Annotated in this window: 16 protein-coding genes; 8 read left to right on the top strand and 8 right to left on the bottom strand. The window is 67.3% G+C overall.

Going from position 1 to position 22,011, the window contains the following annotated elements; genetic code table 11:
• Positions 1 to 3 precede the first annotated feature (3 nt).
• Positions 4 to 2,295, bottom strand: coding sequence for a UvrD-helicase domain-containing protein (locus AC6LJ5_RS08650; RefSeq protein WP_498140280.1), 2,292 nt, complete (start codon positions 2,293 to 2,295; stop codon positions 4 to 6).
• Positions 2,292 to 3,500 carry a DesA family fatty acid desaturase gene (locus AC6LJ5_RS08645; RefSeq protein ID WP_103275107.1) on the bottom strand — a complete coding sequence of 403 codons (1,209 nt, stop codon included), beginning with the start codon at positions 3,498 to 3,500 and terminating at the stop codon, positions 2,292 to 2,294. Before AC6LJ5_RS08645 ends, AC6LJ5_RS08650 begins: the two co-directional genes overlap by 4 nt.
• Positions 3,501 to 4,061: 561 nt before the next feature.
• Between AC6LJ5_RS08645 and AC6LJ5_RS08640 the strand changes: the two genes are divergently transcribed.
• Complete coding sequence (locus AC6LJ5_RS08640) at positions 4,062 to 4,289, top strand: hypothetical protein (protein ID WP_392408886.1); 228 nt, start codon at positions 4,062 to 4,064, stop codon at positions 4,287 to 4,289.
• A 58-nt stretch (positions 4,290 to 4,347) separates the two neighbouring features.
• Here AC6LJ5_RS08640 and AC6LJ5_RS08635 read toward each other — a convergent pair whose 3' ends face one another.
• A complete protein-coding gene (locus tag AC6LJ5_RS08635) occupies positions 4,348 to 5,697 on the bottom strand; it encodes an RsmB/NOP family class I SAM-dependent RNA methyltransferase (protein WP_103275109.1) in 1,350 nt (449 codons plus the stop codon).
• A 991-nt stretch (positions 5,698 to 6,688) separates the two neighbouring features.
• Positions 6,689 to 7,354 (bottom strand): phosphoribosylglycinamide formyltransferase, encoded by a 666-nt coding sequence (gene purN, locus AC6LJ5_RS08630; protein ID WP_233772484.1) that lies wholly within the window; start codon positions 7,352 to 7,354, stop codon positions 6,689 to 6,691.
• Between the two features lie 169 nt (positions 7,355 to 7,523).
• Here purN and AC6LJ5_RS08625 point away from each other — a divergent pair, with 169 nt between their 5' ends.
• From AC6LJ5_RS08625 to coaBC, 4 genes are all read left to right on the top strand, one after another.
• The gene (locus AC6LJ5_RS08625; RefSeq protein ID WP_103275112.1) at positions 7,524 to 8,489 is read left to right on the top strand and encodes a bifunctional riboflavin kinase/FAD synthetase; all 966 of its coding nucleotides are present in this window, start codon (positions 7,524 to 7,526) and stop codon (positions 8,487 to 8,489) included.
• Complete coding sequence (gene ileS, locus AC6LJ5_RS08620) at positions 8,479 to 11,340, top strand: isoleucine--tRNA ligase (RefSeq protein WP_498140279.1); 2,862 nt, start codon at positions 8,479 to 8,481, stop codon at positions 11,338 to 11,340. Before AC6LJ5_RS08625 ends, ileS begins: the two co-directional genes overlap by 11 nt.
• Positions 11,341 to 11,342: 2 nt before the next feature.
• Positions 11,343 to 11,873, top strand: coding sequence for a signal peptidase II (gene lspA / locus AC6LJ5_RS08615; protein ID WP_103275114.1), 531 nt, complete (start codon positions 11,343 to 11,345; stop codon positions 11,871 to 11,873).
• 61 nt (positions 11,874 to 11,934) lie between these two features.
• Positions 11,935 to 13,131 carry a bifunctional phosphopantothenoylcysteine decarboxylase/phosphopantothenate--cysteine ligase CoaBC gene (gene coaBC / locus AC6LJ5_RS08610; protein ID WP_498140278.1) on the top strand — a complete coding sequence of 399 codons (1,197 nt, stop codon included), beginning with the start codon at positions 11,935 to 11,937 and terminating at the stop codon, positions 13,129 to 13,131.
• Positions 13,132 to 13,186: 55 nt separating this feature from the next.
• On the opposite strand, the gene AC6LJ5_RS08605 is transcribed toward coaBC, so the two are convergent.
• The 4 genes from AC6LJ5_RS08605 to AC6LJ5_RS08590 form a co-directional block, all read right to left on the bottom strand.
• Positions 13,187 to 14,107, bottom strand: coding sequence for a DUF1177 domain-containing protein (locus AC6LJ5_RS08605; RefSeq protein WP_103275116.1), 921 nt, complete (start codon positions 14,105 to 14,107; stop codon positions 13,187 to 13,189).
• Complete coding sequence (gene pepE / locus AC6LJ5_RS08600) at positions 14,104 to 14,808, bottom strand: dipeptidase PepE (RefSeq protein WP_103275117.1); 705 nt, start codon at positions 14,806 to 14,808, stop codon at positions 14,104 to 14,106. The genes AC6LJ5_RS08605 and pepE overlap by 4 nt, the downstream gene beginning before the upstream one ends.
• A 103-nt stretch (positions 14,809 to 14,911) precedes the next feature.
• Entirely contained in the window at positions 14,912 to 15,679 is a 768-nt protein-coding gene (locus tag AC6LJ5_RS08595) for an IclR family transcriptional regulator (protein WP_498140277.1), read from the bottom strand.
• A gap of 171 nt (positions 15,680 to 15,850) precedes the next feature.
• A complete protein-coding gene (locus AC6LJ5_RS08590) occupies positions 15,851 to 16,417 on the bottom strand; it encodes a response regulator (RefSeq protein WP_233772485.1) in 567 nt (188 codons plus the stop codon).
• Positions 16,418 to 16,441: 24 nt separating this feature from the next.
• On the opposite strand from AC6LJ5_RS08590, the gene AC6LJ5_RS08585 reads away from it, so the two are divergent.
• The 3 genes from AC6LJ5_RS08585 (at position 16,442) to AC6LJ5_RS08575 (ending at position 21,918) form a co-directional block, all read left to right on the top strand.
• A complete protein-coding gene (locus AC6LJ5_RS08585; RefSeq protein WP_498140276.1) occupies positions 16,442 to 16,675 on the top strand; it encodes a hypothetical protein in 234 nt (77 codons plus the stop codon).
• Between the two features lie 277 nt (positions 16,676 to 16,952).
• Entirely contained in the window at positions 16,953 to 18,698 is a 1,746-nt protein-coding gene (locus tag AC6LJ5_RS08580) for a ShlB/FhaC/HecB family hemolysin secretion/activation protein (RefSeq protein WP_498140275.1), read from the top strand.
• Positions 18,699 to 18,771: 73 nt separating this feature from the next.
• On the top strand, positions 18,772 to 21,918 hold the full coding sequence (locus AC6LJ5_RS08575) for a GLUG motif-containing protein (RefSeq protein ID WP_498140274.1): 3,147 nt from the start codon (positions 18,772 to 18,774) through the stop codon (positions 21,916 to 21,918).
• Positions 21,919 to 22,011: the final 93 nt, after the last annotated feature.

Genomic DNA, 22,011 nt, shown 5'->3' with positions numbered 1-22,011 from the left:
CGTTCAACCCTGGACTATGTCGAGTTTGGCGATGCCCAGCGCCAACGTCTTGGCGCCCACGTCGCGGAACTGGATCTCGGCCTGGGCATCCTGCCCCGACCCGCTCAGACCGATGATGGTGCCGTCGCCGAAACGCGCGTGATGCACGCCCTGGCCCACACGATACTGCTTGTCGCCCACGGTGACGCCGGTGGCGACGCCGCGCGGTTGACGCGGCGCAATCGTGTTGGTGGGCTTGCGGCCGAACGCGTCGGTGCGGCTGCCGCCCCAGGACGCCTGCGAGGCGCCCGCCTGGGCCAGGCCGGCCTTGGGCGTCAGCCACTTCAGGTGCTTCTCGGGGATTTCTTCCAGGAAGCGCGAACGCATGGCGTAGCGCGTCTGTCCATGCAGCATGCGGCTCTGCGCCAGCGTGATGTACAGGCGCTGTCGCGCGCGCGTGATCGCCACGTACATCAGGCGCCGTTCCTCTTCCAGCCCGGATTGTTCGAGGATGCTGTTCTCGTGCGGGAACAGACCCTCTTCCAGGCCGGTGATGAAGACCGCGTCGAACTCCAGGCCCTTGGCGGCATGCACCGTCATGAGCTGGACCGCGTCCTGGCCCTGCTGCGCCTGGTTGTCGCCGGCTTCCAGCGCCGCGTGCGACAGGAAGGCCGCCAGCGGCGTCATGCCGTCCGGCGCGACGATGGGCGCGTCGACCACGCCCGGCATCAGCGTCGAGGACGCATCGGTCTGGGGCACCACGCCGGCGGGCATGCCGTCGTAATTTTCCTCGGACGCGAACACGGCCGCGGCCGTGATCAGTTCGTTCAGGTTTTCCAGGCGCTCGGCGCCTTCGCGCTCGGCCTTGTAATGGGCGTTCAGGCCGCTGGCCTCGAGCATGTGCTCGACCATCTCGGGCAGCGGCAGGTCGCGCGTTTCCTCGATCAGGCGGTTGATGAGCTGGGCGAACTGCACCAGGTTGGAACCGCCCTTGCCGCCCACCATGGCCACTGCCGAATACAGGCTGATGTCATGGGTGCGGGCCGCGTCGGCCAGCGTTTCCAGCGTGCGCGCGCCGATGCCGCGCGTGGGGAAGTTCACCACCCGCATCAACGACGTGTCGTCCTGCGGGTTGGCCATCAGGCGCAGATAGGCCAGCGCGTGCTTGATTTCCTGGCGCTCGAAGAAGCGCAGGCCGCCATAGACCTTGTAAGGAATGCCGGCGGAAAAGATGGCGTGTTCCAGCACGCGCGACTGCGCGTTGCTGCGGTAGAGCACGGCGATCTCGCGGCGCAGGCTGCCTTCGTGGATCAGCGAACGGATCTCGTCCACCACCCACTGGGCCTCCATGCCGTCCGACGGCTGCTCGATGACGCGCACGGGCTCGCCTTCGCCCTGCTCGGTCCAGAGGTTCTTGCCCAGGCGGCCGCTGTTGTGGCCGATCAGCGCGTTGGCCGAATCCAGGATGTGGCCATAGGAACGATAGTTCTGCTCCAGCCGGATCACCGTGCCATGCGCGTAATCGCGCTCGAAGTCGGCCATGTTGCCGACGTTGGCGCCCCGGAACGCGTAGATGGACTGGTCGTCGTCACCCACGGCGAAGATCGCCGCGCCGCCCCCGGCCAGCAGACGCAGCCACTTGTACTGCAGCGTGTTGGTGTCCTGGAACTCATCGACCAGGATGTGGCGGAAACGCCGCTGGTAGTGCTCGCGCACCGGCGCGTTGCGCGACAGCAGTTCATAGGCGCGCAGCAGCAGCTCGGCGAAGTCGACCACGCCCTCGCGCTGGCACTGGGCCTCGTACAGCTGGTAGATCTCGATCAGGCGGCGGCGGTGGCTGTCGTAGGCTTCGACGCCGTCCGGGCGCAGCCCTTCTTCCTTGGCGCCATTGATGAAGCGCTGCACGTCGCGCGGCGGGTACTTCTCGTCGTCGACGCCATTGGCCTTCATCAGCCGCTTGATGGCGGCGAGCTGGTCGGTGACATCGAGGATCTGGAAGCTTTGCGGCAGGCCGGCATCGCGGTGATGCGCCCGCAGCATGCGATTGCACAGCCCGTGGAAGGTGCCGATCCAGAGACCGCGCGTGTCGATCGGCAGGATCGACGACATCCGCGCCAGCATCTCGCGGGCGGCCTTATTGGTGAACGTGACAGCCAGCAGCCCAAAAGGCGAAGCCTGGCCGGTTTGAATCAGCCAGGCCATGCGGGTGGTGAGCACCCGGGTCTTGCCGCTGCCCGCCCCGGCCAGGACCAGGGCGTGCTGCGGTTCTAACGTTACTGCGGCGCGTTGTTCGGGGTTGAGCTTCTCTAGCATCATGCCGCGTAGCGGCGCAGACGTTGAGCGAATTGCTCGAGCCCGGCGATGCCGCTTTGCTGGGCGCGCTGGCACCAGGCCTGCAGGTCATGGAGCAGCTGTTCGCTGCTGGCGCTGGAACTTTCCCAGATGCGGCCTAGCTCGCGGCGCATCTGCACCAGCGTGGACAGCGACTTGTTCTGGGCGATGGCCTGATCGACGGCCTGCAGCTGCTCGGGCTGGAGGATGTCCTCGTTGCGGTGAATGGCGCGGCGCACCTTGTGCAGCTTGCTCCAGCCGCATTCGGCGTTGCCTTCCTGACGCGAGGCCTTCATCTTGGCCAGCTCTTCGCGGGCGGCGCTCTTGATGATGTCGGCGTAGCGGGCCATGACTTCGTAGCGGTGCGTGATCACGCCCTGCAGCGTGCGCAGGTCGATGCCGGTGCGCGAGTCATCCAGCTTGAGCTTGGGCGCGACCTTCTTGATCTTGGCCAGGCCCAGGAACTTCAGGATGTTGATATAGCACCAGCCGATGTCGAATTCGTACCACTTGGCCGAGAACTTGGCCGACGTGCCGTGAGCGTGGTGGTTGTTGTGCAGCTCTTCGCCGCCGATCACGATGCCCCAGGGGAACACGTTGGTGCTGGTGTCCGGGCTGTTGTAGTTGCGGTAGCCCCAGTAGTGGCCGATGCCATTGACCACGCCGGCGGCCCAGAACGGGATCCAGGCCATCTGCACGGCCCAGACGGTCAGGCCGATGGCGCCGAACAGGGCCACGTCGATGGCGAGCATGGTCAGCACGCCCCACAGGCTGTGCTTGCTGTAGACGTTGCGCTCGAGCCAGTCGTCAGGCGTGCCGTGGCCGAACTTGGCCATGGTTTCCTTGTTGTTGGATTCTTCGCGGTAGAGCTCGGCGCCACGGAACAGCACCTTCCAGATGCCGAACAGGATGGGCGAATGGGGATCGCCTTCCTTTTCGCACTTGGCGTGGTGCTTGCGGTGAATGGCGACCCATTCCTTGGTGACCATGCCCGTCGTCATCCAGAGCCAGAAGCGGAAGAAATGCATGACGGCGGGATGCAGGTCCAGACCGCGGTGCGCCTGGCTGCGATGGAGGAAGACGGTGACCGAGACGATCGTGATGTGCGTCACCACCAGCGTGAAAACCACGACCTGCCACCAGGTGGCTTGGGTCAGACCGCCGGCAATGAAGGAAAGGATGTAATCCATAAAGCTTTTGTGAGCCTCGCGTAAAGAGTGCCTGAAGTTTAGCTTACCTTTGCCTGCTTATGACAAGGGAGTTTCAAAATAGTTATTGAGAGAAATCAAGGACTAAGCCCCGTTTGGCTGGCAAGAAACCTGCTGAAAAACCCGCAGGCAAGCCGCCAATGAACCGAATTTTCCGCAAAAACATTTCAGGCGCGTCGCGATACGTCCTCGCCTGCGTGGCCCGCGCCAGATGGCGCGGCCCGCAGCGCCTGTTTCAAGGGAATTGGCGCGGACGTCAGGTTTTGGCCGGCCCGGGCCGTTAAAGTTCCAGTCAGGTGCGCCCGTCTTGATACGGCCACGGACTGGAGGCAAACTTCGCCCCTGCCCTCAGTCCTCCACTTCGAACCCGTTCCGATGCCCGTTTCAATTATACGTCCCCATTTAATCCCCCTGCTGGCCGCCGCGACCCTGGCTTATGCCGGCGGCGCCTGCGCCCAGTCATTGAAAGTGGGAGACGTGACGGTGTTGGCTTCTTACTACGAAATAAGAGGGTCGGATTGCTTGGCCCTGCGGGCGCCAAAAGTGACGATCACCCTGCCGCCGCACCTGGGTTCAGCCAACGTGGCCCATACCCAGGGACAATCGAGTGATTCGGGTCGCTGCGCCTACAAGGCTGTGCCGATCGCCCAGGTGGTTTACCAGACCGGCCAGCCCGGCGCGGACACCCTGGCCTGGGAAGTGAAATACCAGAACAAGACACTGGGCATCCGTCGCTACAGCGCTACCGTGAACGTCGCGCCCGCGCCCTGATGAAAACGGCGCCCCGGCCGAAAGCCGGGGCGCCGCTGATCGAAGATCCCCTGGGGACTCAGGCGGTTTCGCCGGCTGCCGAATCCGTCTGCGCGCCGGCATCCTGCCCGGCTTGCGGCGATGCGTCGTCCATCTCGCCCTCGGCCTCGAGCGCCAACGGCTCGGCATCCTGCTCAGTCTTCGCGCCCGCCTTCTTGCGCTCGAACACGGCGGCGAAGAAGCCGTCGGTACCGTGCAGGTCGGGCCGCAGTTGCACGTAAGGGCCTTCCAGCTTCAGGTTCTCGCAACGTCCGGCCAGGATGGCCGCGGCGTCCAGGCGCTCGAACTCGGGGTGGCTGGCCAGGAAGCGCTCGGCCTGGACCTCGTTTTCCTCGGCCAGCAGGCTGCAGGTGGCGTACACCAGCCGACCGCCCGGCGCCACGCAGCGCGCGGCGCTGTTCAGGATGCGCTCCTGCAGCTGGCCCAGCTCGGCCAGCGCCTCGGGGTGCTGGCGCCATTTCAGGTCGGGATTGCGGCGCAGCGTGCCGATGCCGCTGCACGGCGCGTCGACCAGCACGCGCTGGGCCTTGCCGGCCAGGCGCTTGATGCGGGTGTCGTTCTCGCTGTCGATGGCCACGGGAACCACATTGGACAGTCCGCTGCGGGCAAAACGCGGCTTGGCGCGCGCCAGACGCGCGGCCGACACATCGAAGGCGTACAGCCTGCCGGTCGAGCGCATCAGCGCGCCCAGCAGCAGCGTCTTGCCGCCCGCGCCGGCGCAGAAATCGATGATCATCTCGCCGCGCCGCGGCGCCACCAGCAGGGCCAGCAGCTGGCTGCCCTCGTCCTGCACCTCGATGCTGCCGTTCTCGAACTGGGCCCAACGGTTGATGGCCGGACGGCCCTCCATGCGGATGCCCCAGGGCGAATACGGCATGGCGACCGGCTCGTAGCGACCGGCGCTCTGCTGCAGCTCGACCAGCATGGCATCGCGCTCGGCCTTGAGCGGATTGACGCGCAGGTCCAGGCTGGCCTGGCGGTTCAGCGCCTCGATCAGCGTGTCCGGGCTGTCCATGGCGGACAAACGCTCGTCCAGCCAGTCGGGAATGCTGCCCCGCACCGCGCGCGGCAACGTGGCCGGATCGATGCGCGACACGCGCTGCAGCCATTCGGCCTCGGCCGCGTCCAGCCCTTCGGCCAATTCCTGCGCGCCCAGCGTGGCGGCCAGGCCCAGGATGGCCAGACGGCGCGAGGCCGGGCCAACGCCGCTTTCACCGTACTGGCGGTAGCGCCGCAGATGCCGCAGCACGTCGTAGACGGCTTCGGCGACTTCGGAGCGGTCGCGGGCGCCCAGGCCGGGATGGCCGCGCAGCCAGTGCGACAAGGCCGCGTCCGCCGGATAGGTCCATTGCAGGATCTCGCCCAGCACGCGCTGCACCTGGTCGATGCGAATGGCGGCATAGGGCTGGCGTGGGCGCGACGGCTGCGATGCGCGAGCCTGCCCGCCTCGCGGACCGCCGTGGCCGGACGTCGGACGGGAATCCTGGCCCGGGCGTCCATCGCGGCGCTCGGCGCCCGGACGGCCATCACGCTCTCCACGGAAATCGCGGTCGTCGCGGCCGCCGTCGAAACGGGGGCCTTGGCGATTCTGGCCGCTCGGCCCGTCCTGATAGGCGCGCTGGCCGTGGCGTTCATCGCCCCGACCGGCATGGCCCTGCTCGCGACGCCCGTCGAAACGGCCATCGCGGCGGTCGTCCCGGGCGTATTCCGGGCGTCCCTGCGAACGGCTGTCGCGGCTGTTGTAGTTGTATTCACCACGGCGATCCTGCTGGCGATCGTCACGGCCCGGCTCCCGGCGGCCGTCCTGGCGAGCGCCGCCGGCATATTCCCGGCGCGCATCCTGACGATCATCGCGGGAGTATTCCCGGCGTCCTTCCTGGCCGCGCAGAGCCTCGCGACGGCCGGCATCGCCCTGCCGCTCATTGCGACCATAAGCGCGCGCCCCCTCGCGGCCGCCGCCTTGCTCGCGGCGATCCTGGCCGGCGTGCTCACGATGGCCTTCGTGTTCGCGACGACCGTCCTGGCGCTCGTCGCGGCCGTATTCGCGGCGGCTGGCGCCCGCCCCGTCGTCCCGCCGCCCCGCCGGCGCGTCACGGCGCGCGCGCGGCTCGGCATGGCCGCCACGGCCGCCATCAGGCCCCGAGGCCCGGGCGGGCCGCTCGGAACGCTCGACCGTGGCGCGGGCCTCGCCCTTCGGGCGCGAGAAGAAAGACCGTCCGTCGCGCCCTTCGCCCGCCTTGGCGGCGGCCGGACGGGAACGCGGAGATTGGGGTTTGCTCATGGTGTATTCCAAATAAGGCGGCATCGATCCGCCCTGGTAAATGCGATTGCGGGCCTGATGGCCGGATGATGGCGGGCCGTCAGGCGGCCGGCGACCAGGTGAACAGGCGCTCGGGATCGCCCTGCACGTCCACCCGGTGGTCAGGCGTCAGCGTAACCCGGCCTTCGGCCAGCCAGCGCACGGCGGCCGGAAAAGCCCGGTGCTCGACTTCCAGCACGCGATTGGCCAGCGAATCCGGCGTGTCGCCGGCCAGCACCGGCACGCAGCCCTGGGCGATGATGGGGCCGTGGTCCAGCACCGGGGTGACGAAATGCACGGTGCAGCCGTGCACGCGCACGCCCGTGGCCAGCGCCTGGGCATGGGTGTGCAGGCCAGGGAAGGCCGGCAGCAGCGAGGGATGGATATTCACCAGCCGACCCGCGAAATGGTTGACGAAGCCCGGCGTCAGCACGCGCATGAAGCCGGCCAGGATGACGTAGTCCGGCGCATGGCGGTCGATTTCCTCGGCCAGCGCGGCGTCGAAGGCCTCGCGGCTGGCGTATTCCTTGTGGTGCAGGGCCGAGGCGGCGATGCCCTGGGCGCGCGCCCAGTCCAGCCCGGCGGCGTCCGGCCGGCTGGCGATGACGGCGACGACCTCGGCCGGCCAGCCCTGGTCGCGACAGGCCTGGACCAGCGCCTGCATGTTGCTTCCGCGCCCCGAGATCAGGATGACCAGGCGGCGCTTGATAAGAGAAGAATCCGGCAAGATAGCGATTTCCGAGAAAAACCCCGCGCGGCGCCGGGCGCGCATTCCGCTCCGGCGGGCCATTTTTACCCAGGAGCGGCGGCGGGTTGGGGACCGGTCCGCCACCCTCTGGCGCAAGAATGCGCGGGGTGCGGACTGATCCTGAATCCAAAATTGTAAACTCTCGTCCGTGAAACCTACGCTGCGCATCCACCGATCCCTGCCCCCGCCCGCTCAACGCGCGCCCAGCGCCTTGACCATCGGCAATTTCGACGGCGTCCATCGCGGACACCAGGCCATGCTCGCGCGCGTCTGCCAGGTCGCGCGCGAACGCGGCCTTACGCCCGCCGTGATGACCTTCGAACCGCATCCGCGGGAGTACTTTGCCGCCCTGAACCGCCGGCCTGAACTGGCGCCCACCCGCATCTCCGGCCTGCGCGACAAGCTGGCCGCGCTGGCCCGCTATGGCATTTCCCAGGTGGTGGTGGAGCGCTTCAATTCCCGGCTGGCCGAAATGTCGGCCAACGCCTTCATCGAGAACCTGCTGGTCCAGGGCCTGCAGACGCGCTGGCTGCTGGTGGGCGAGGACTTCCGCTTCGGCCACAAGCGCAGCGGCGACATCGACCTGCTGCGCGAGGCCGGCCTGCGGCACGGCTTCGAGGTGCAGACCCTGGCCGACGTGACCGACCAGCACGGCCATCGCATTTCCAGCTCCGAAGTCCGCACCGCGCTGGCGGTCGGCGACCTGGAGCGCGCGCGCCATCTGCTGGGCCACCCGTTCCATATCAGCGGGCACGTGATCCACGGCCAGAAGCTGGGCCGCACGCTGGGCTTTCCCACGATGAACCTGCGCGTGGCGCCGCGCTGCGCGGCGCGCTCGGGCATTTACGTGGTCCAGGTCTACGGCCTGGGCGACCGCGCCCTGCCGGCCGTGGCCAGCCTGGGCGTGCGCCCGACGGTCGAGGACCACGGCCGGGTCCTGCTGGAGGCCCACCTGCTCGACGAGACCGTCAATGCTTACGGTAAACTCGTGCGAGTCGAATTCCTGCACAAGCTGCGGGACGAAGAAAAATTTCCCGATCTCCCTTCCCTGACTGCCGCCATCGCCGAAGACGCGCGAAACGCGCGCGCCTATTTTGCCGTTCATGGACTATAAAAAATCCCTCAACCTGCCCGACACTCCCTTCCCCATGCGGGGCGACCTCGCCAAGCGCGAGCCCGCCTGGATCACGCAGTGGGAGGAAAACCACGTCTACCAGGCGATCCGCGCCGCCAGCCGGGGCCGTCCGCGCTTCGTGCTGCATGACGGCCCGCCCTACGCGAACGGCGACATCCACATCGGCCACGCGGTCAACAAGATCCTGAAGGACATCATCGTCAAGAGCCGCAACATGGCCGGCTATGACGCGCACTACGTGCCGGGCTGGGACTGCCACGGCATGCCCATCGAGATCCAGATCGAAAAGAAGTACGGCAAGCACCTGCCCGTGGCGGAAGTGCAGTCCAAGGCGCGCGCCTACGCGCTCGAGCAGATCGACCGCCAGCGCAAGGACTTCAAGCGCCTGGGCGTGCTGGGCGAGTGGGACCGCCCCTACATGACCATGAACTTCAGCAATGAGGCCGACGAGATCCGCGCGCTCGGCCGCATTCTGGAAAAAGGCTATGTGTTCCGCGGCCTGAAGCCGGTGAACTGGTGTTTCGACTGTGGCTCGGCGCTGGCCGAGGCCGAGGTCGAGTACGCCGACCGCGTCGATCCGGCCGTGGACGTGGCCTTCCCCTTCGCCGACCGTCCGGCGCTGGCCAAGGCCTTCGGTCTGGATTCGGTCGACGATGGCGCCATCGTGATCTGGACCACCACGCCCTGGACCATTCCGTCGAACCAGGCGCTGAACCTGCACCCGGAGATCGAATACGCGCTGGTGCGCGTGTCGCCCGCGCCCGTGTCCGGCCCGCTGCTGCTGATCGCCAAGGACCGCGTCGAGGACTGCCTGAAGCAATGGCAGCTCGAAGGCGATGTCATCGCCACGGCGCCTGGCGCCGCCCTGTCCGGGATCCGCTTCCGCCACCCGCTGGCCAAGGCCAACCCCGGTTATGACCGCATGGCGCCCGTCTACCTGGGCGACTACGTCACGGCCGATTCGGGCACCGGCGTGGTCCACTCGGCGCCGGCCTACGGCATCGAGGACTTCGTGTCGTGCAAGGCGCACAGCATGAAGGACACCGACTTCATCAGCCCGGTCATGGGCGACGGCAAGTACGCCGACAGCCTGCCGCTGTTCGGCGGCCTGTCGATCTGGGACGCGAACCCCAAGATCGTCGAGGCCCTGAAGCTGGCCGGCACCCTGATGCACGTGGAAAAGCACAAGCACAGCTACATGCACTGCTGGCGCCACAAGACGCCCATCATCTATCGCGCCACCAGCCAGTGGTTCGCGGGCATGGACGTCGCCCCCAAGGACGGCGGCCCGACGCTGCGCGAATCGGCGCTGGCCGGGATCGACGCCACGGCCTTCTATCCGGCCTGGGGCCGCGCCCGCCTGCACGCCATGATCGCCAACCGCCCCGACTGGACGCTGTCGCGCCAGCGGCAATGGGGCACGCCCATGGCCTTCTTCGTGCACAAGGAAACCGGCGAGCTGCACCCGCGCACGGTCGAGCTGCTCGAACAGGTGGCGCTGCGCGTCGAACAGGGTGGCATCGAAGCCTGGCAGACGCTCGATCCGCGCGAGCTGCTGGGCGACGAGGCAGACCAGTATGAAAAGAACCGCGACACGCTGGACGTCTGGTTCGACTCGGGCAGTACCCACGCCACCGTGCTGGGCGGCAAGGACGGCGCCTTCGCCGGCTCGCACGGCGCCGAGCTGGCCTGGCCCGCCGACCTCTACCTGGAAGGTTCCGACCAGCACCGCGGCTGGTTCCATTCCTCGCTGCTGACCGGCTGCATGCTCTATGGCCAGCCGCCCTACAAGGCCCTGCTGACGCACGGCTTCGTGGTGGACGGCCAGGGCCGCAAGATGAGCAAGTCCGTGGGCAACGTGATCGCGCCGCAGAAGGTATCCGATTCGCTCGGCGCCGAGATCCTGCGCCTGTGGGTCGCATCCACCGACTACTCGGGCGAGCTGTCGATCTCCGACGAGATCCTCAAGCGCGTGGTCGAAGGCTACCGCCGCATCCGCAACACGCTGCGCTTCCTGCTGGCCAACCTGGCCGACTTCGACGCCGTGTCGCAGGCCGTGCCGCATGGCGAGCTGTTCGAAATCGACCGCTACGCGCTGGCCATGACCGCGCAGATGCAGGCCGAGATCAGCGCGCACTACGAGCGCTACGACTTCCACCCGGCCGTCTCGCGCCTGCAGACCTTCTGCTCCGAGGACCTGGGCGCGTTCTACCTGGACATCCTGAAGGACCGCCTGTACACCACGGCGGCCGGCAGCCTGGCGCGCCGCTCGGCGCAGACCGCGCTGCTGGAGATCACCCAGGCGCTGCTCAAGCTGATGGCCCCGATCCTGTCCTTCACCGCCGAAGAAGCCTGGAAGGAACTGGTCGCCTCGGCGCTAAAGCACCAGGCCGACGCCGCGCGCGTCACCATCTTCACCGAGGTCTTCCACAGCCTGCCGCCCTATGCCGACGCCGAGGCGCTGACGGCCAAGTGGACGCGCCTGCGCGCGATCCGCGCCGAAGTGCAGCGCAAGCTCGAGGAAGTCCGCACGGCCGGCGACATCGGTTCGTCGCTGCAAGCCGAAGTCGATCTGTACGCTGCCAGCGCCGACCAGGCACTTTTGGCCAGCCTGGGCGACGATCTGCGCTTCGTGCTGATCGTGTCGCGCGCCACCGTGCATGCCGGCGAGGGTGAAACGCGCATCGAGGTCACGCCGTCCCAGCACAAGAAGTGCGAGCGCTGCTGGCACTGGCGCCTGGACGTGGGCCAGGACGCGGACCACCCCGAGATCTGCGGCCGTTGCGTGTCCAACCTGTTCGGCGCGGGTGAAGCCCGCAGCAAGGCCTGAGCATGGCCGGCCCCGTCGACCACGGGACGCCGGACCAGCCGTCCGGCCGCGCCGCACCGGCGCGGATCGGCGGCTGGCTGGCGCTGGCGCTGTGCATCATCGTCCTGGACCAGCTGACCAAGATCTATTTCAACACCGCCTTCCAGTACGGCGAACGGCTGCACCTGCTGCCGTTCTTCGACTTCACGCTGGTCTATAACCGAGGCGCGGCGTTCAGTTTCCTGGCGACCGAGGAAGGCTGGCAACGCTGGCTCTTCACCGGCCTGGGCTGCGTGGCGGCGGTGGTCATCGTCTGGATGCTGCGTCGCACGCCCGGCCAGCCGCGCTTCAGCCTGGCGCTGGCGCTGATCCTGGGCGGCGCCGTGGGCAACGTGATCGATCGCGTGGTCTACGGCCACGTGGTGGACTTCCTGCTGTTCTACTGGAATGACTGGCAGTTCCCCGCCTTCAACCTGGCCGACGTGGGCATCAGCTGCGGCGCCGTGTTGCTGGTGCTGGACGAACTGCTGCGCTCGCGCAAGCCGCGCGGCTGAGCGCTGTAGAATCAATATCCATTCCTCGACTACGCGGCGCCCTCCGCGCCGCTCCCGCCCCATGCTCGACCTCGCCCGCAAACGCATCGTCCTCGGCCTGACCGGGGGCATCGCCTGCTACAAAATCGCCGAGCTGGTGCGGCGCATGACCGAACAAGGCGCCACGGTCGACGTGGTCATGACCGAGGCGGCCACGCATTTCATCACGCCCGTCACCATGCAGGCGCTGTCCGGCCGTCCGGTGTTCGTCGATGCCTGGGACGCGCGCGTGCCCAACAACATGGCGCACATCGACCTCACGCGCGGCGCCGACGCCGTGCTGATCGCGCCGGCCAGCGCCGACTTCATGGCCAAGCTGGCGCACGGCATGGCGGACGACCTGCTGTCCACGCTGTGCCTGGCGCGCGCCTGTCCGCTGCTGGTCGCGCCCGCCATGAACCGCGAGATGTGGGCCAACCCGGCCACCCAGCGCAACGTCGAACAGCTGCGCGCCGACGGCATTGCCGTGCTCGGCCCCGCCGCCGGCGAACAGGCCTGCGGCGAGACCGGCGACGGCCGCATGCTGGAAGCGCACGAGCTGCTGACCGACCTGATCGCCTTCTTCCAGCCCAAGTTGCTGGCCGGCCGCCACGTGCTGCTGACCGCCGGCCCCACGTCCGAGCCGGTCGACCCCATCCGCGTGCTGAGCAACCGCTCGTCCGGCAAGACCGGCTACGCGCTGGCGCGCGCCGCGCGCGAAGCCGGCGCCCGCGTCACCCTGGTCACGGGCGCCACCGCGCTGCCCGTGCCGCGCGGCGTCACCTCGCTGTCCGTGACCACGGCGCGGCAGATGCACGATGCCGTCATGGCCAGCGCCATGGATGCCGACATCTTCATCGCCGTGGCCGCCGTGGCCGACTGGCGCGTGAAGAACGTCAGCGCGCAGAAACTCAAGAAGACCAGCGAAGGCGGCGGCGCGCCGCAGATGGAGTTCGAACCCAATCCGGACATCCTCGCCGAAGTGGCCAGGCTGCAAGACGGCCCCTGGTGCGTGGGCTTTGCCGCCGAGACCGAAAAGCTGGCCGAGCACGCCGAGGCCAAGCGCGTGCGCAAGGGCATCCCGCTGCTGGTGGGCAACCTGGCGCAGAAAGTCATGGACGCGGACACCACCGAGCTGGTGCTGTTCGATGCGCAGGGCGTGCATCCCCTGCCCGCCGCCGGCAAGCTGGACGCCGCGCGGCGCCTGATCGCCGAGATCGCGGCGCGCCTGCCGGACTGAAGCCGGCAAGACTGGCGGCTGCCCGGCTATCGGACAGCCGCTGCCCCCAAAGCGCTCAATCGGGCGCGTTCCCCACCGTCTGCAAGTGTGCCAGCGAGCCATAGCGCTGTTGCAGCGCGGCCCATTCCGCTTCGTCGTAGAACTTCAGCGCGCCCTGGCCGTAGACCTTGGCGACCTCGATGCAGAAACGCATGGCCACGTCGGCGTCGACCGCATTGGTCACGCCCGTGGCGCAGCCGGGCACCGTGGTCTGCGCCGTCAGCGCCACGCCCACCACCGGCGCATCGGTGGCGATCGCCGGTTGCATCAGGGAATTCACATGCCACAGCCCGTTCTCGTAGGGCGTGATGTCCTGCGTGGTCAAAGGCAGCGTCAGCGGCAATTCGCCGCTCACCCAGCCCAGCAGGTCCAGCATGGTCTCGGGTATGCGCAGCAAATAGCCCTGCTTGGCGACCGGCGTCAGGGCGACGCCGCGCTGGTTGACCAGGCGATTGCCGCGCGTGGTGTCGACCGACAGGATCGCGTCCATGCGCGGGTCGACCTCGTGCGCCATCATCTCGCGCATGGGAAAGGGCGAGCGCATCATCGGCACCGGCTGCTGCGGCCGCGTGCCCGCGCGCGGGCAGATGTGCGTGCGGATACGCACCGTGCCGGGCAGCACGTCGCCCTGCGCGGCCATCGCCATGAGCTTGAAGGCGACGGCGATGGCCACCACGGCGCCATCGCTGTCCGACACCAATCCCGTGACCGCCGGACGGGCGCCGATGCCGCCCAGGCGCCCCACGATGCCCAGCTGGGGCGCGCTGTCGTCCGCGCCCGGAATCACGATGGACAGGAACTCGGTGGCCGCGCCATCCCGCTCCAGCCGCGTGACCGTCACGTCGCAACGGCCGGCCGCGCGCAAGCGCCCGGCGACCGCTTCGCCCGTGACATGCGCGGACGACAACAGCTCGATGGCGTCGATGGCCTGTTTCACGCGGGCAGCTCCAGCGCGCCGGGCGCGTAAACGCGCGGCTCCTGCTGTCCCAGGAACAACGGCGCCTCGTGCGGTCCGAGCAGCGTGACGACATCGCCGCGCACGCGCAACGCCGAGCCTTCGGGCAGTCCCAGCACCGGCATGGACGGATTCAGCACGCAGAACTCGGCCAGGCGCTGGGCCCGCGTTTCGCCGCGATGGCCGGGAGGATGGGCGTTGGTGTAGTGCGGATTGATCTGGAACGACAACAGCCCCAGCGCGTCGAAGCCTTCCGGATCGACGATGGGCATGTCGTTGGTCGTGCAGATGCTCGGGCAGGCCAGGTTCGAACCGGCGCTCCAGCCCAGATAAGGCGTGCCCAGGCGCACGCGCCGCGCCACGGCGTCGAGCAGGCCCTGGCGCCGCAGCTGTCCCAGCAGATTGAAGGTGTTGCCGCCGCCCACGATGATCAGCGCGGCGTTTTCCAGCGCCGCCAGCGGGTCCGCGGCGCGGTGCAGCGGCTGCACGTCCAGGCCGGTATCGGCCAGCGCGGCGCCGACCATGGCGGTGTAGTCGTCCCAGCCGCGGGTCACGCCGGCAAACGGCACGAACACGGCGGGCGCGCCGGCCGGCAGGCCCGCGATCAATTCGCGGATGTCGGCCAGGGCATGCGCCAGATAGCCGGCGTCGCTGCTGGAATTACTGAGAAGCAGAAGATTCATGGAGAGGTTCCGTGATGATGAAGGTCCGGATATCCGGAATGCGATGACTGGAATGCCGCGGACGCCGCGCGCGGCTAGATGGCGGGAAGGCGCGTGTTCGTCGTCAACCCTGCCAGAATGGATCATTGAGTTCACGGCCCAGCGCGCCGACCAGTTCCAGCACCGCCTCGCGCAGTTGCGCCACGCGCGCGGCATCGGCCTGGAACGACACGAACGACAGGCACAGGCCGCGCAGTTCGCCGGAAAGCGGATCGCGCACGGCGGCCGCCACGGCGCCGATGCCAGGCATGGCCTGGTCGATCGCCACGGCGCAGCGCTCGGCGCGCGTCCGGGCCACACGCTCGGCCAACTCGCCGACACTGCCGGGACAATCTCGTCCCTCCATGGGCAGGAGCAAGACCGGATTGGCACCGTACAAATCCGTGAATTCGGCGTCACTCAGGCGAGACAGCAGAGCCCTGCCCATGGCGGTGCCCGATGCGGCGCGGCGCGATCCGGGCGGCGACAGCACCTGCACCGGATGCGAGCCGTCCAGGCGTTGCAACACCACCGTCTCGCGCTGGTTCAACGTCGACAGATAGGCCGTCAGGCCCGAACGTTCGGAAAGCCGGGCCAGCACCTGGCGACAGGCCGAGTCCAGCGGACGGCCAGCCATGCCGGCCCGCGCCGCCATCGACAGCATGAGGCCCGGGCGATAGCGGCGGGAAGAAGCGTCCTGATCCAGCAAACCATGGCGCTGCATCTGGTTGAGCAGGCGCGAAGTAGTGCTTTTAGGCAGAGACAGACGCGTCGCGACGTCGGTGAAGCTCAGTTCGACCGCGCCTTCGGCGTAAAGCGACAGCACGCGTTGAACGCCGTCGAGAATGCTCATGAAAGTTCCTTAAAAAGGAACTCGGTTCCTTATAAAAGAACAAGCATAGTGCAGCCGGAAAGCGGGGGTCAAGCCGGAATGGACGCCGACTCAAGAGTGACCTGGGGAAGAACGACAGGAAGCCCGGCGCGACCGCGTCGCGCCGGTGAAAGAAGGCATACTCGGCGGAACTCAGACTCCGCCGGTGTACATCTTGATCAAGTCCACGTCGCGGCTCACGCCCAGCTTGCGCATGGCGCTGCGCTTCTGGGTACTGACGGTCTGCACGCTGCGGTGCAGCCGCTCGGCGATTTCGGTGATGGTGCTGCCGGCGCAGAACAGCCGGACGATTTCGGCCTCGCGCGGCGTCAGCCTGTTGGGTTCGGCCACCATCATGCTGTTGAGCAGCATGTCCTTGATGGTCGGCGAGTAATACTGCCGGCCGCCATGCGCGGCATGCACCGCGTCGACCAGATGCGTCAGCGAGTCGGACTTGCTGACCACGCCCGACGTGCCCTGCTTGACGATCGCCAGCAACAGCGCGGGATTGTCCACCATGGTGTACAGCACCAGCCGCAACTCGCGGTAGCGACGCCGCAGATGAGACAACAGCACCAGGCCATCGCCATACCGGCCGCCGGGCATGTTGTAGTCGAGCACCTGCACGTCGCAGGGGTGCTGGTCCAGCAAGGCGACCAGTTCGGTGGAATCGTTTGCCTGCCCGATGATGCGCAGCGACGGATTGCGCTCCAGTTCCATTGCCACGCCGAGAAGCACCACAGGATGATCATCGGCAACCGCTACTTGTATGCTGAGATCGGACACCGCACCTCCCGCTCATCTGGATCGCAAGACAGGAACGCCGCGCGGTTGCGCACGCCCTTTTCCTGCATGGGTGCGGAGAATTCTAAACGACGGGATTCGGCGCAAAGCGTGGCTGCATGCCGCTTTCAGGGCACGCTTCGCCTCATGGCCCGCTCGCTGATTGCTTCGGACAACCGCAAGATCCAAGGCTGACAACGGCTCTCGGGGAACTCGTCATACAAGGCTCTGCCAATGAGCCGCAGGTGCGTTTCGTATTAGTCAAAATCAGAATTCGAATAAATACTAAATCTTCCTGTCGAGCCGCTACCTATAGTTCCCTCACCCGCAATCCTGCATTGCGGAACGCGTATTCATAGGCTCCGCCGCCGTATCGCTGTCCGGCCGGCAAGAACAGGAACCGCGGCCTCCGCGGCTAGACCACGTGCAGTCGCTACAAAAGAATGTCCCGGCGGCAACTCCGCCGCATGCAGTGCCCGCATCGATGGCCGCCCGGGCGCCCGGCCGCAATCCCGATCACATATCGACATCGCGCGCGTGGGCGGCCTGCCTGCTGCTGTGCGCGGCCGTGCCCATGGCGGGATTCGCCCAATCGCCCAACGCCAGAATCCCCGAGGTGCCCGACGCCGGACGCAGCCTGCGCGAGATCGAATCGACACAGCCCGAATTCGCGCCCCTGCCCGATCAGGCGCCGCTGGACGACTCGGCGGCGCGGCCCGCATCGACACCCTCCGGCGATCAGGATGGCGGCGCGCGGCTGCATGTGCGCGCCTTCCGGCTGCAGGGCAATCTCCACGTCGACACCGACGCGCTGCAGGCGCAGCTCGCCGACCTGAACGGCAGCGAGCAGGACCTGGCCGGCCTGCGCGCGGCCGCCGACCGCATCACCCGCTACTACCACGATCAGGGCTATCTGCTCGCGCGCGCCTATCTTCCGCCGCAGGAAATCCGCGACGGCGTGGTCGACATCGCCGTACAGGAAGGCGTGTACGACGAGATCCAGCTCGACAACCGGTCGCGCGTGAGCGACGCGGTGTTGCGCCGGGGACTGTCCGTGCTGCGGCCCGGCGATCCCGTGCATATCGACAATCTGGAAAGCCGCCTGCTGCGCCTGAGCGACCTGCCCGGCGCCGCGGTGCAAGGCACGCTACGCGCGGGCGCGCACCCAGGCTCCAGCACGCTGCTGGTCAACGCCGCTCCCACGCCGCTGGTCACCGGCAGCATCGACGCCGACAACTTCGGCGGTTACTACACCGGCGAATACCGCCTGGGCGGCAGCCTGGACGTGAACAGCCCGCTGCGCCTGGGCGACCAGCTCAGCCTGCGCCTGCTGACCAGCGACCGCAAGCAGCGCTACTACTACGCCGCCTACCAGGCGCCGGTCGGCCCCGCCCTCACTCGCCTGGGCCTGAACGTGTCCAACATGCGTTATGCGCTGGGTCGCGACTTCGAAACCCTGGAAGCGCATGGCAGCGCGCGCACCACCGGCATCTTCGTGCAGCAGCCGCTGATCACCGGCCGTCACTTCCGCCTGGAAGCGCGCCTGCAATACGAGGACCGCCAGCTGCGCGACGACATAGACATGTTCTCGCAGCGCCACGCCAAGCGCATCCGCCTGGGCACCGCCTCGTTGTCGGCCAACGGCGAGGACAGCCTGTTCGGCGGCGGCCGCAGCGCCGCCTACCTTTCCTACAGCCATGGTTCCCTGCGCCTGGAAACCGAAGCCCAGCGCATCCGCGACCGCGCGCTGAACCGCAGCGCGGGCGGCTTCGGCAAGCTCAACCTCACCCTGCTGCGCCTGCAGCACCTGTATGGCCCCTTCACGCTGTACGGGCAGATCAGTGCCCAGCGCGCGACCAAGAACCTCGACAGTTCCGAACAGTTCAGCCTGGGCGGCCCCTACGGCGTACGCGCCTACGCCAACGGCTCCAGCAGCGGCGACTCGGGCTGGCAGGCCTCGCTCGAATTGCGCTACGTGCCCATGGCGGGCCTGCAGTTCGCGGCCTTCGCCGACGCGGGCCGGGTCCAGCTCAGCCAACGCCCCTGGACCGACGAACGCAACCAGAGGCGGCTGTCCGCCGCCGGCCTGAGCATCACGCAGGCCGGCCCGTCGCATCAGGTCATGGCCGCGATGGCCTGGCCCATCCAGCGCGAAAACGAACAGAACGGCCCCAAGCAGGAACCGCGTTTCTGGCTACGCGCCACGCGCTACTTCTGACCGGCCGCCCCCGAGTGCAGCAGCACCGTGCCACGCAGAATCCGGCACGTCATCCAACCCCAGAAGGAATCCCATGAACAAGACTCATACAGTGATATGGAACGCCAGCAAAGCATGCTGGACCGTGGCCAGCGAATGCGCCCGCCGCCGTGGGAAATCCGGCGTCTCCGGCGCCCGTGCGGTGCTGGCCGCCGTCGCGGCCACCGGGCTGAGCGCCCTGGCGCCGCAGGCCCTGGCCGCGCCCACCAACGGCACGGTCACGCACGGCAGCGCCTTCATCTGGCAGGACAATCCCGGCAACGTCGCCGGCCGGCCCACGAACACCGTCATCAGCCAGACCACGTCCAAGGCCGTCATCAACTGGAACACCTTCGACGTGGCCGGCAATGAATCCGTCACGTTCAACCATATGGATCCCAGCCATATGACGCTGAACAACGTCACGAGCCTGGCCCCCTCCAACATCTCGGGCGCGATCAACGCCGTCGGCAAGGTCTTCCTGGTCAACCCGAACGGCATCGTTTTCAACAACACCGCGCGGGTCAACGTGGGCAGCCTGGTCGCCTCGACGCATGTCACCGACCCCATCGCGTTCTTCAACAACACCAGCGGCGTCTTCAACTTCGAGGCGCCAGCCGGCCAGAACAACATGGTCAGCAATCGGGGCTACATCACCTCCGCCTCGGGCGGGGACATCGTACTGCTGGGCCATCGGGCAGTTAACAGTGGGAGCATCCAGACCAACGGCGGCTCCGTCGCGCTCGGCGGGGCCGGCTCCTTCACGGTACGACTTGGCAATGGCCCGCTCAGCCTGAGCGCGAACACCAGCGGCCTGTTCGCCGACGCCCAGAACACGGCCACGGGCACGATCCGGGCAAACGGCGGACAGGCCCTGCTGATGGCCCGCGACTCGCGGCCGGCCAGCCCGCTGCTGGCTGTGGTGAACAACGCCGGCCTCATCGAGGCCGGAACGCTGCAGGCCCGCCAAGGCAGGATCGTGCTTGATGGCGGCTCCGGCACGGTGCAGGTCGGTGGTCACCTGTCGGCCAGCGCCCTGGGCACCTATGGCGACGGCGGTTCGGTCTCGATCCGCGGCGGACACGTAAAAATGCTGCAGGGCACCCTCGTGGACACACGGGCGAGCAACGGCAACACCGGCGCCCTGGAGATCATCGGCAATGCGCTCAAGGTGGGCGAATCCACGGCCACTGACAACATCCATGCCAGCACGCTGGCAAGCAATCTCAGCACAACCAATGTCAGCCTGGCCAGCAATGTCGGCGACGTCGAGGTGAACGCGCCGGTGAACTGGGACAGCGGCCACGCGCTGACCCTGAACGCGCGCCACGGCGGCGACGGCAAGGTCATGGTCAACGCCGCCCTCACCGCCAAGGGCTCGGGCACCGCCCTGAACCTGTCGGCCGACCGGCTGATCGACATTTCGCGGCGGATCACGCTGAGCGGCGTCTCCAGCCAGGTCAATCTGCGCACGACACAGTCCGGCACGCCCGGCCTCGCGTCGACCGCCAACTACGTGCTGAGCGGCCCCGCCGGCCAGGCCCTGATCCAGCTGCCCAGCGCCAATCCGCAATTCACGTCCAACGGCCTGCGCCATGTGGTGATCCAGAACCTCGCGCAACTGAACGCCATCAACGGCCATCTGACCGGCTACTACGTACTGGGCACGGACATCCAGGGGCCAGGCTCGGTGCAGTCCATCGGCGCCGGCCAGGGCGGCTTCAAGGGGCTGTTCGACGGACTGGGCAACAAGCTGGTCAAGCTGGCGGCAGTAAGTCCGGACGGCGTCGCCGGCCTGTTCAGCGAGTCCTCGGGCACGCTGCGCAATGTCACGCTGGATAACATTTCCAGCGCCGGCCTGCGACACAAGTACAGCGGCACCTTGGTCGGCATTAACACGGGCACCATCTCCAATGTCCGTGTCATCAACGGCTCGCGTGGCGGCAGCACCATCACCGATGGCGCGATCGGCGGGCTGGTCGGTTTCAACAATGGCGGCACCATTGAACGGTCCAGCTACTCGGGCAGCGTCGCCACCTCATCGCAAGTCCATATCGCGGGGGGGCTGGTTGGCTTGAGCATAGATGGCGTCATCCGCGACAGCGGCAGCTGGGGATCGGTGAGCGACATGGCCAGCCACGCCGGCATCGGCCATATCGGCGGACTGGTGGGCCTCAATCAGGGCAGCCAGATCATCAACTCCACCAGCTCGTCTTCGGTCACTTCCAGCCAGCTGAGCAATGCCGGCGGCCTGGTCGGCACAAACTTCGGCCAGATCATAGACAGCTCCAGCAGCGGTCGCATATCAAAATCGGGCAGCGGTACTGCCGGCGGCCTGGTGGGCGAAAATAACGGCGCCGTCTTCTCTTCCGCGCAGTTCACGGGCGAGGTCGGAGCGACCGGCCCGACCGCGGTGGGCGGACTGGTCGGCAGGAACAACGGCATGATCATGAACTCTACGAGCAGTAGCTACAAAGTGTTCACGTCGTCTTCCACGGAAACCAGCATCGGCGGCTTGGTCGGAGTCAACAGCGATACAGCCTCCATCATCAACAGCAAGTCCGCTGTCGCCGCCGTTCACGCCACAAACGCCACCAATGGCCGTGTCGGCGGACTGGTCGGCACGAATGCCGGAAGCATCCAGCAAAGCACTGCCCACCTGAACGAGGTGCGTGGCGGCACCCGCTCCTCGGTTGGGGGGCTGGTGGGCCACAATACCGGCAACATCTACGACTCCGAGGCTAGCCTGAGAGTGCTGGGTAGTGGCACCTATAGCAACGTGGGCGGCCTGGTTGGAGACAATGAAGGGCGCATCATGCATGCCGTCGCTTCGAGTCACGTCACCGGCGGAGCTCGGTCGAACCTGGGCGGGCTGGTAGGCATCAATCGCGCGCAGGGAACGATCGCATACTCGGAAGCATCCGGCTCGCTGGAAGGCAGGACTCCCTCCCAGTGCTATCCGGGGTACCCTTGCACCTCCAACAGCTACACCGTGGCCAACATGGGCGGTCTGGTAGGCCTGAATCAGGGCCTGCTGATGGGATCGACCAGCACCAGCAAGTTCTCCAACCACAATGACATGTGGATCAAGGCTGGCGGGTTGGTGGGCACCAACCAGGGCGTCATGCAATACAACACGGCCCTGCAAGACGCCGCGCTGATTCGACCCGTGGGCGACAACAAGGGCACGATCGAGCCTTGATCTAGCAGGAGAACCGCCGATATGCCAAATCCCCGCCCAGCAATAAATGCCGGGCGGGGATCATTTTTTCCAATACCCGCCCAGACACACGGC

The sequence above is a fragment of the Achromobacter sp. 1011791174 genome, assembly GCF_059760925.1.
This window is presented reverse-complemented; position numbering and strand designations above follow the sequence as displayed.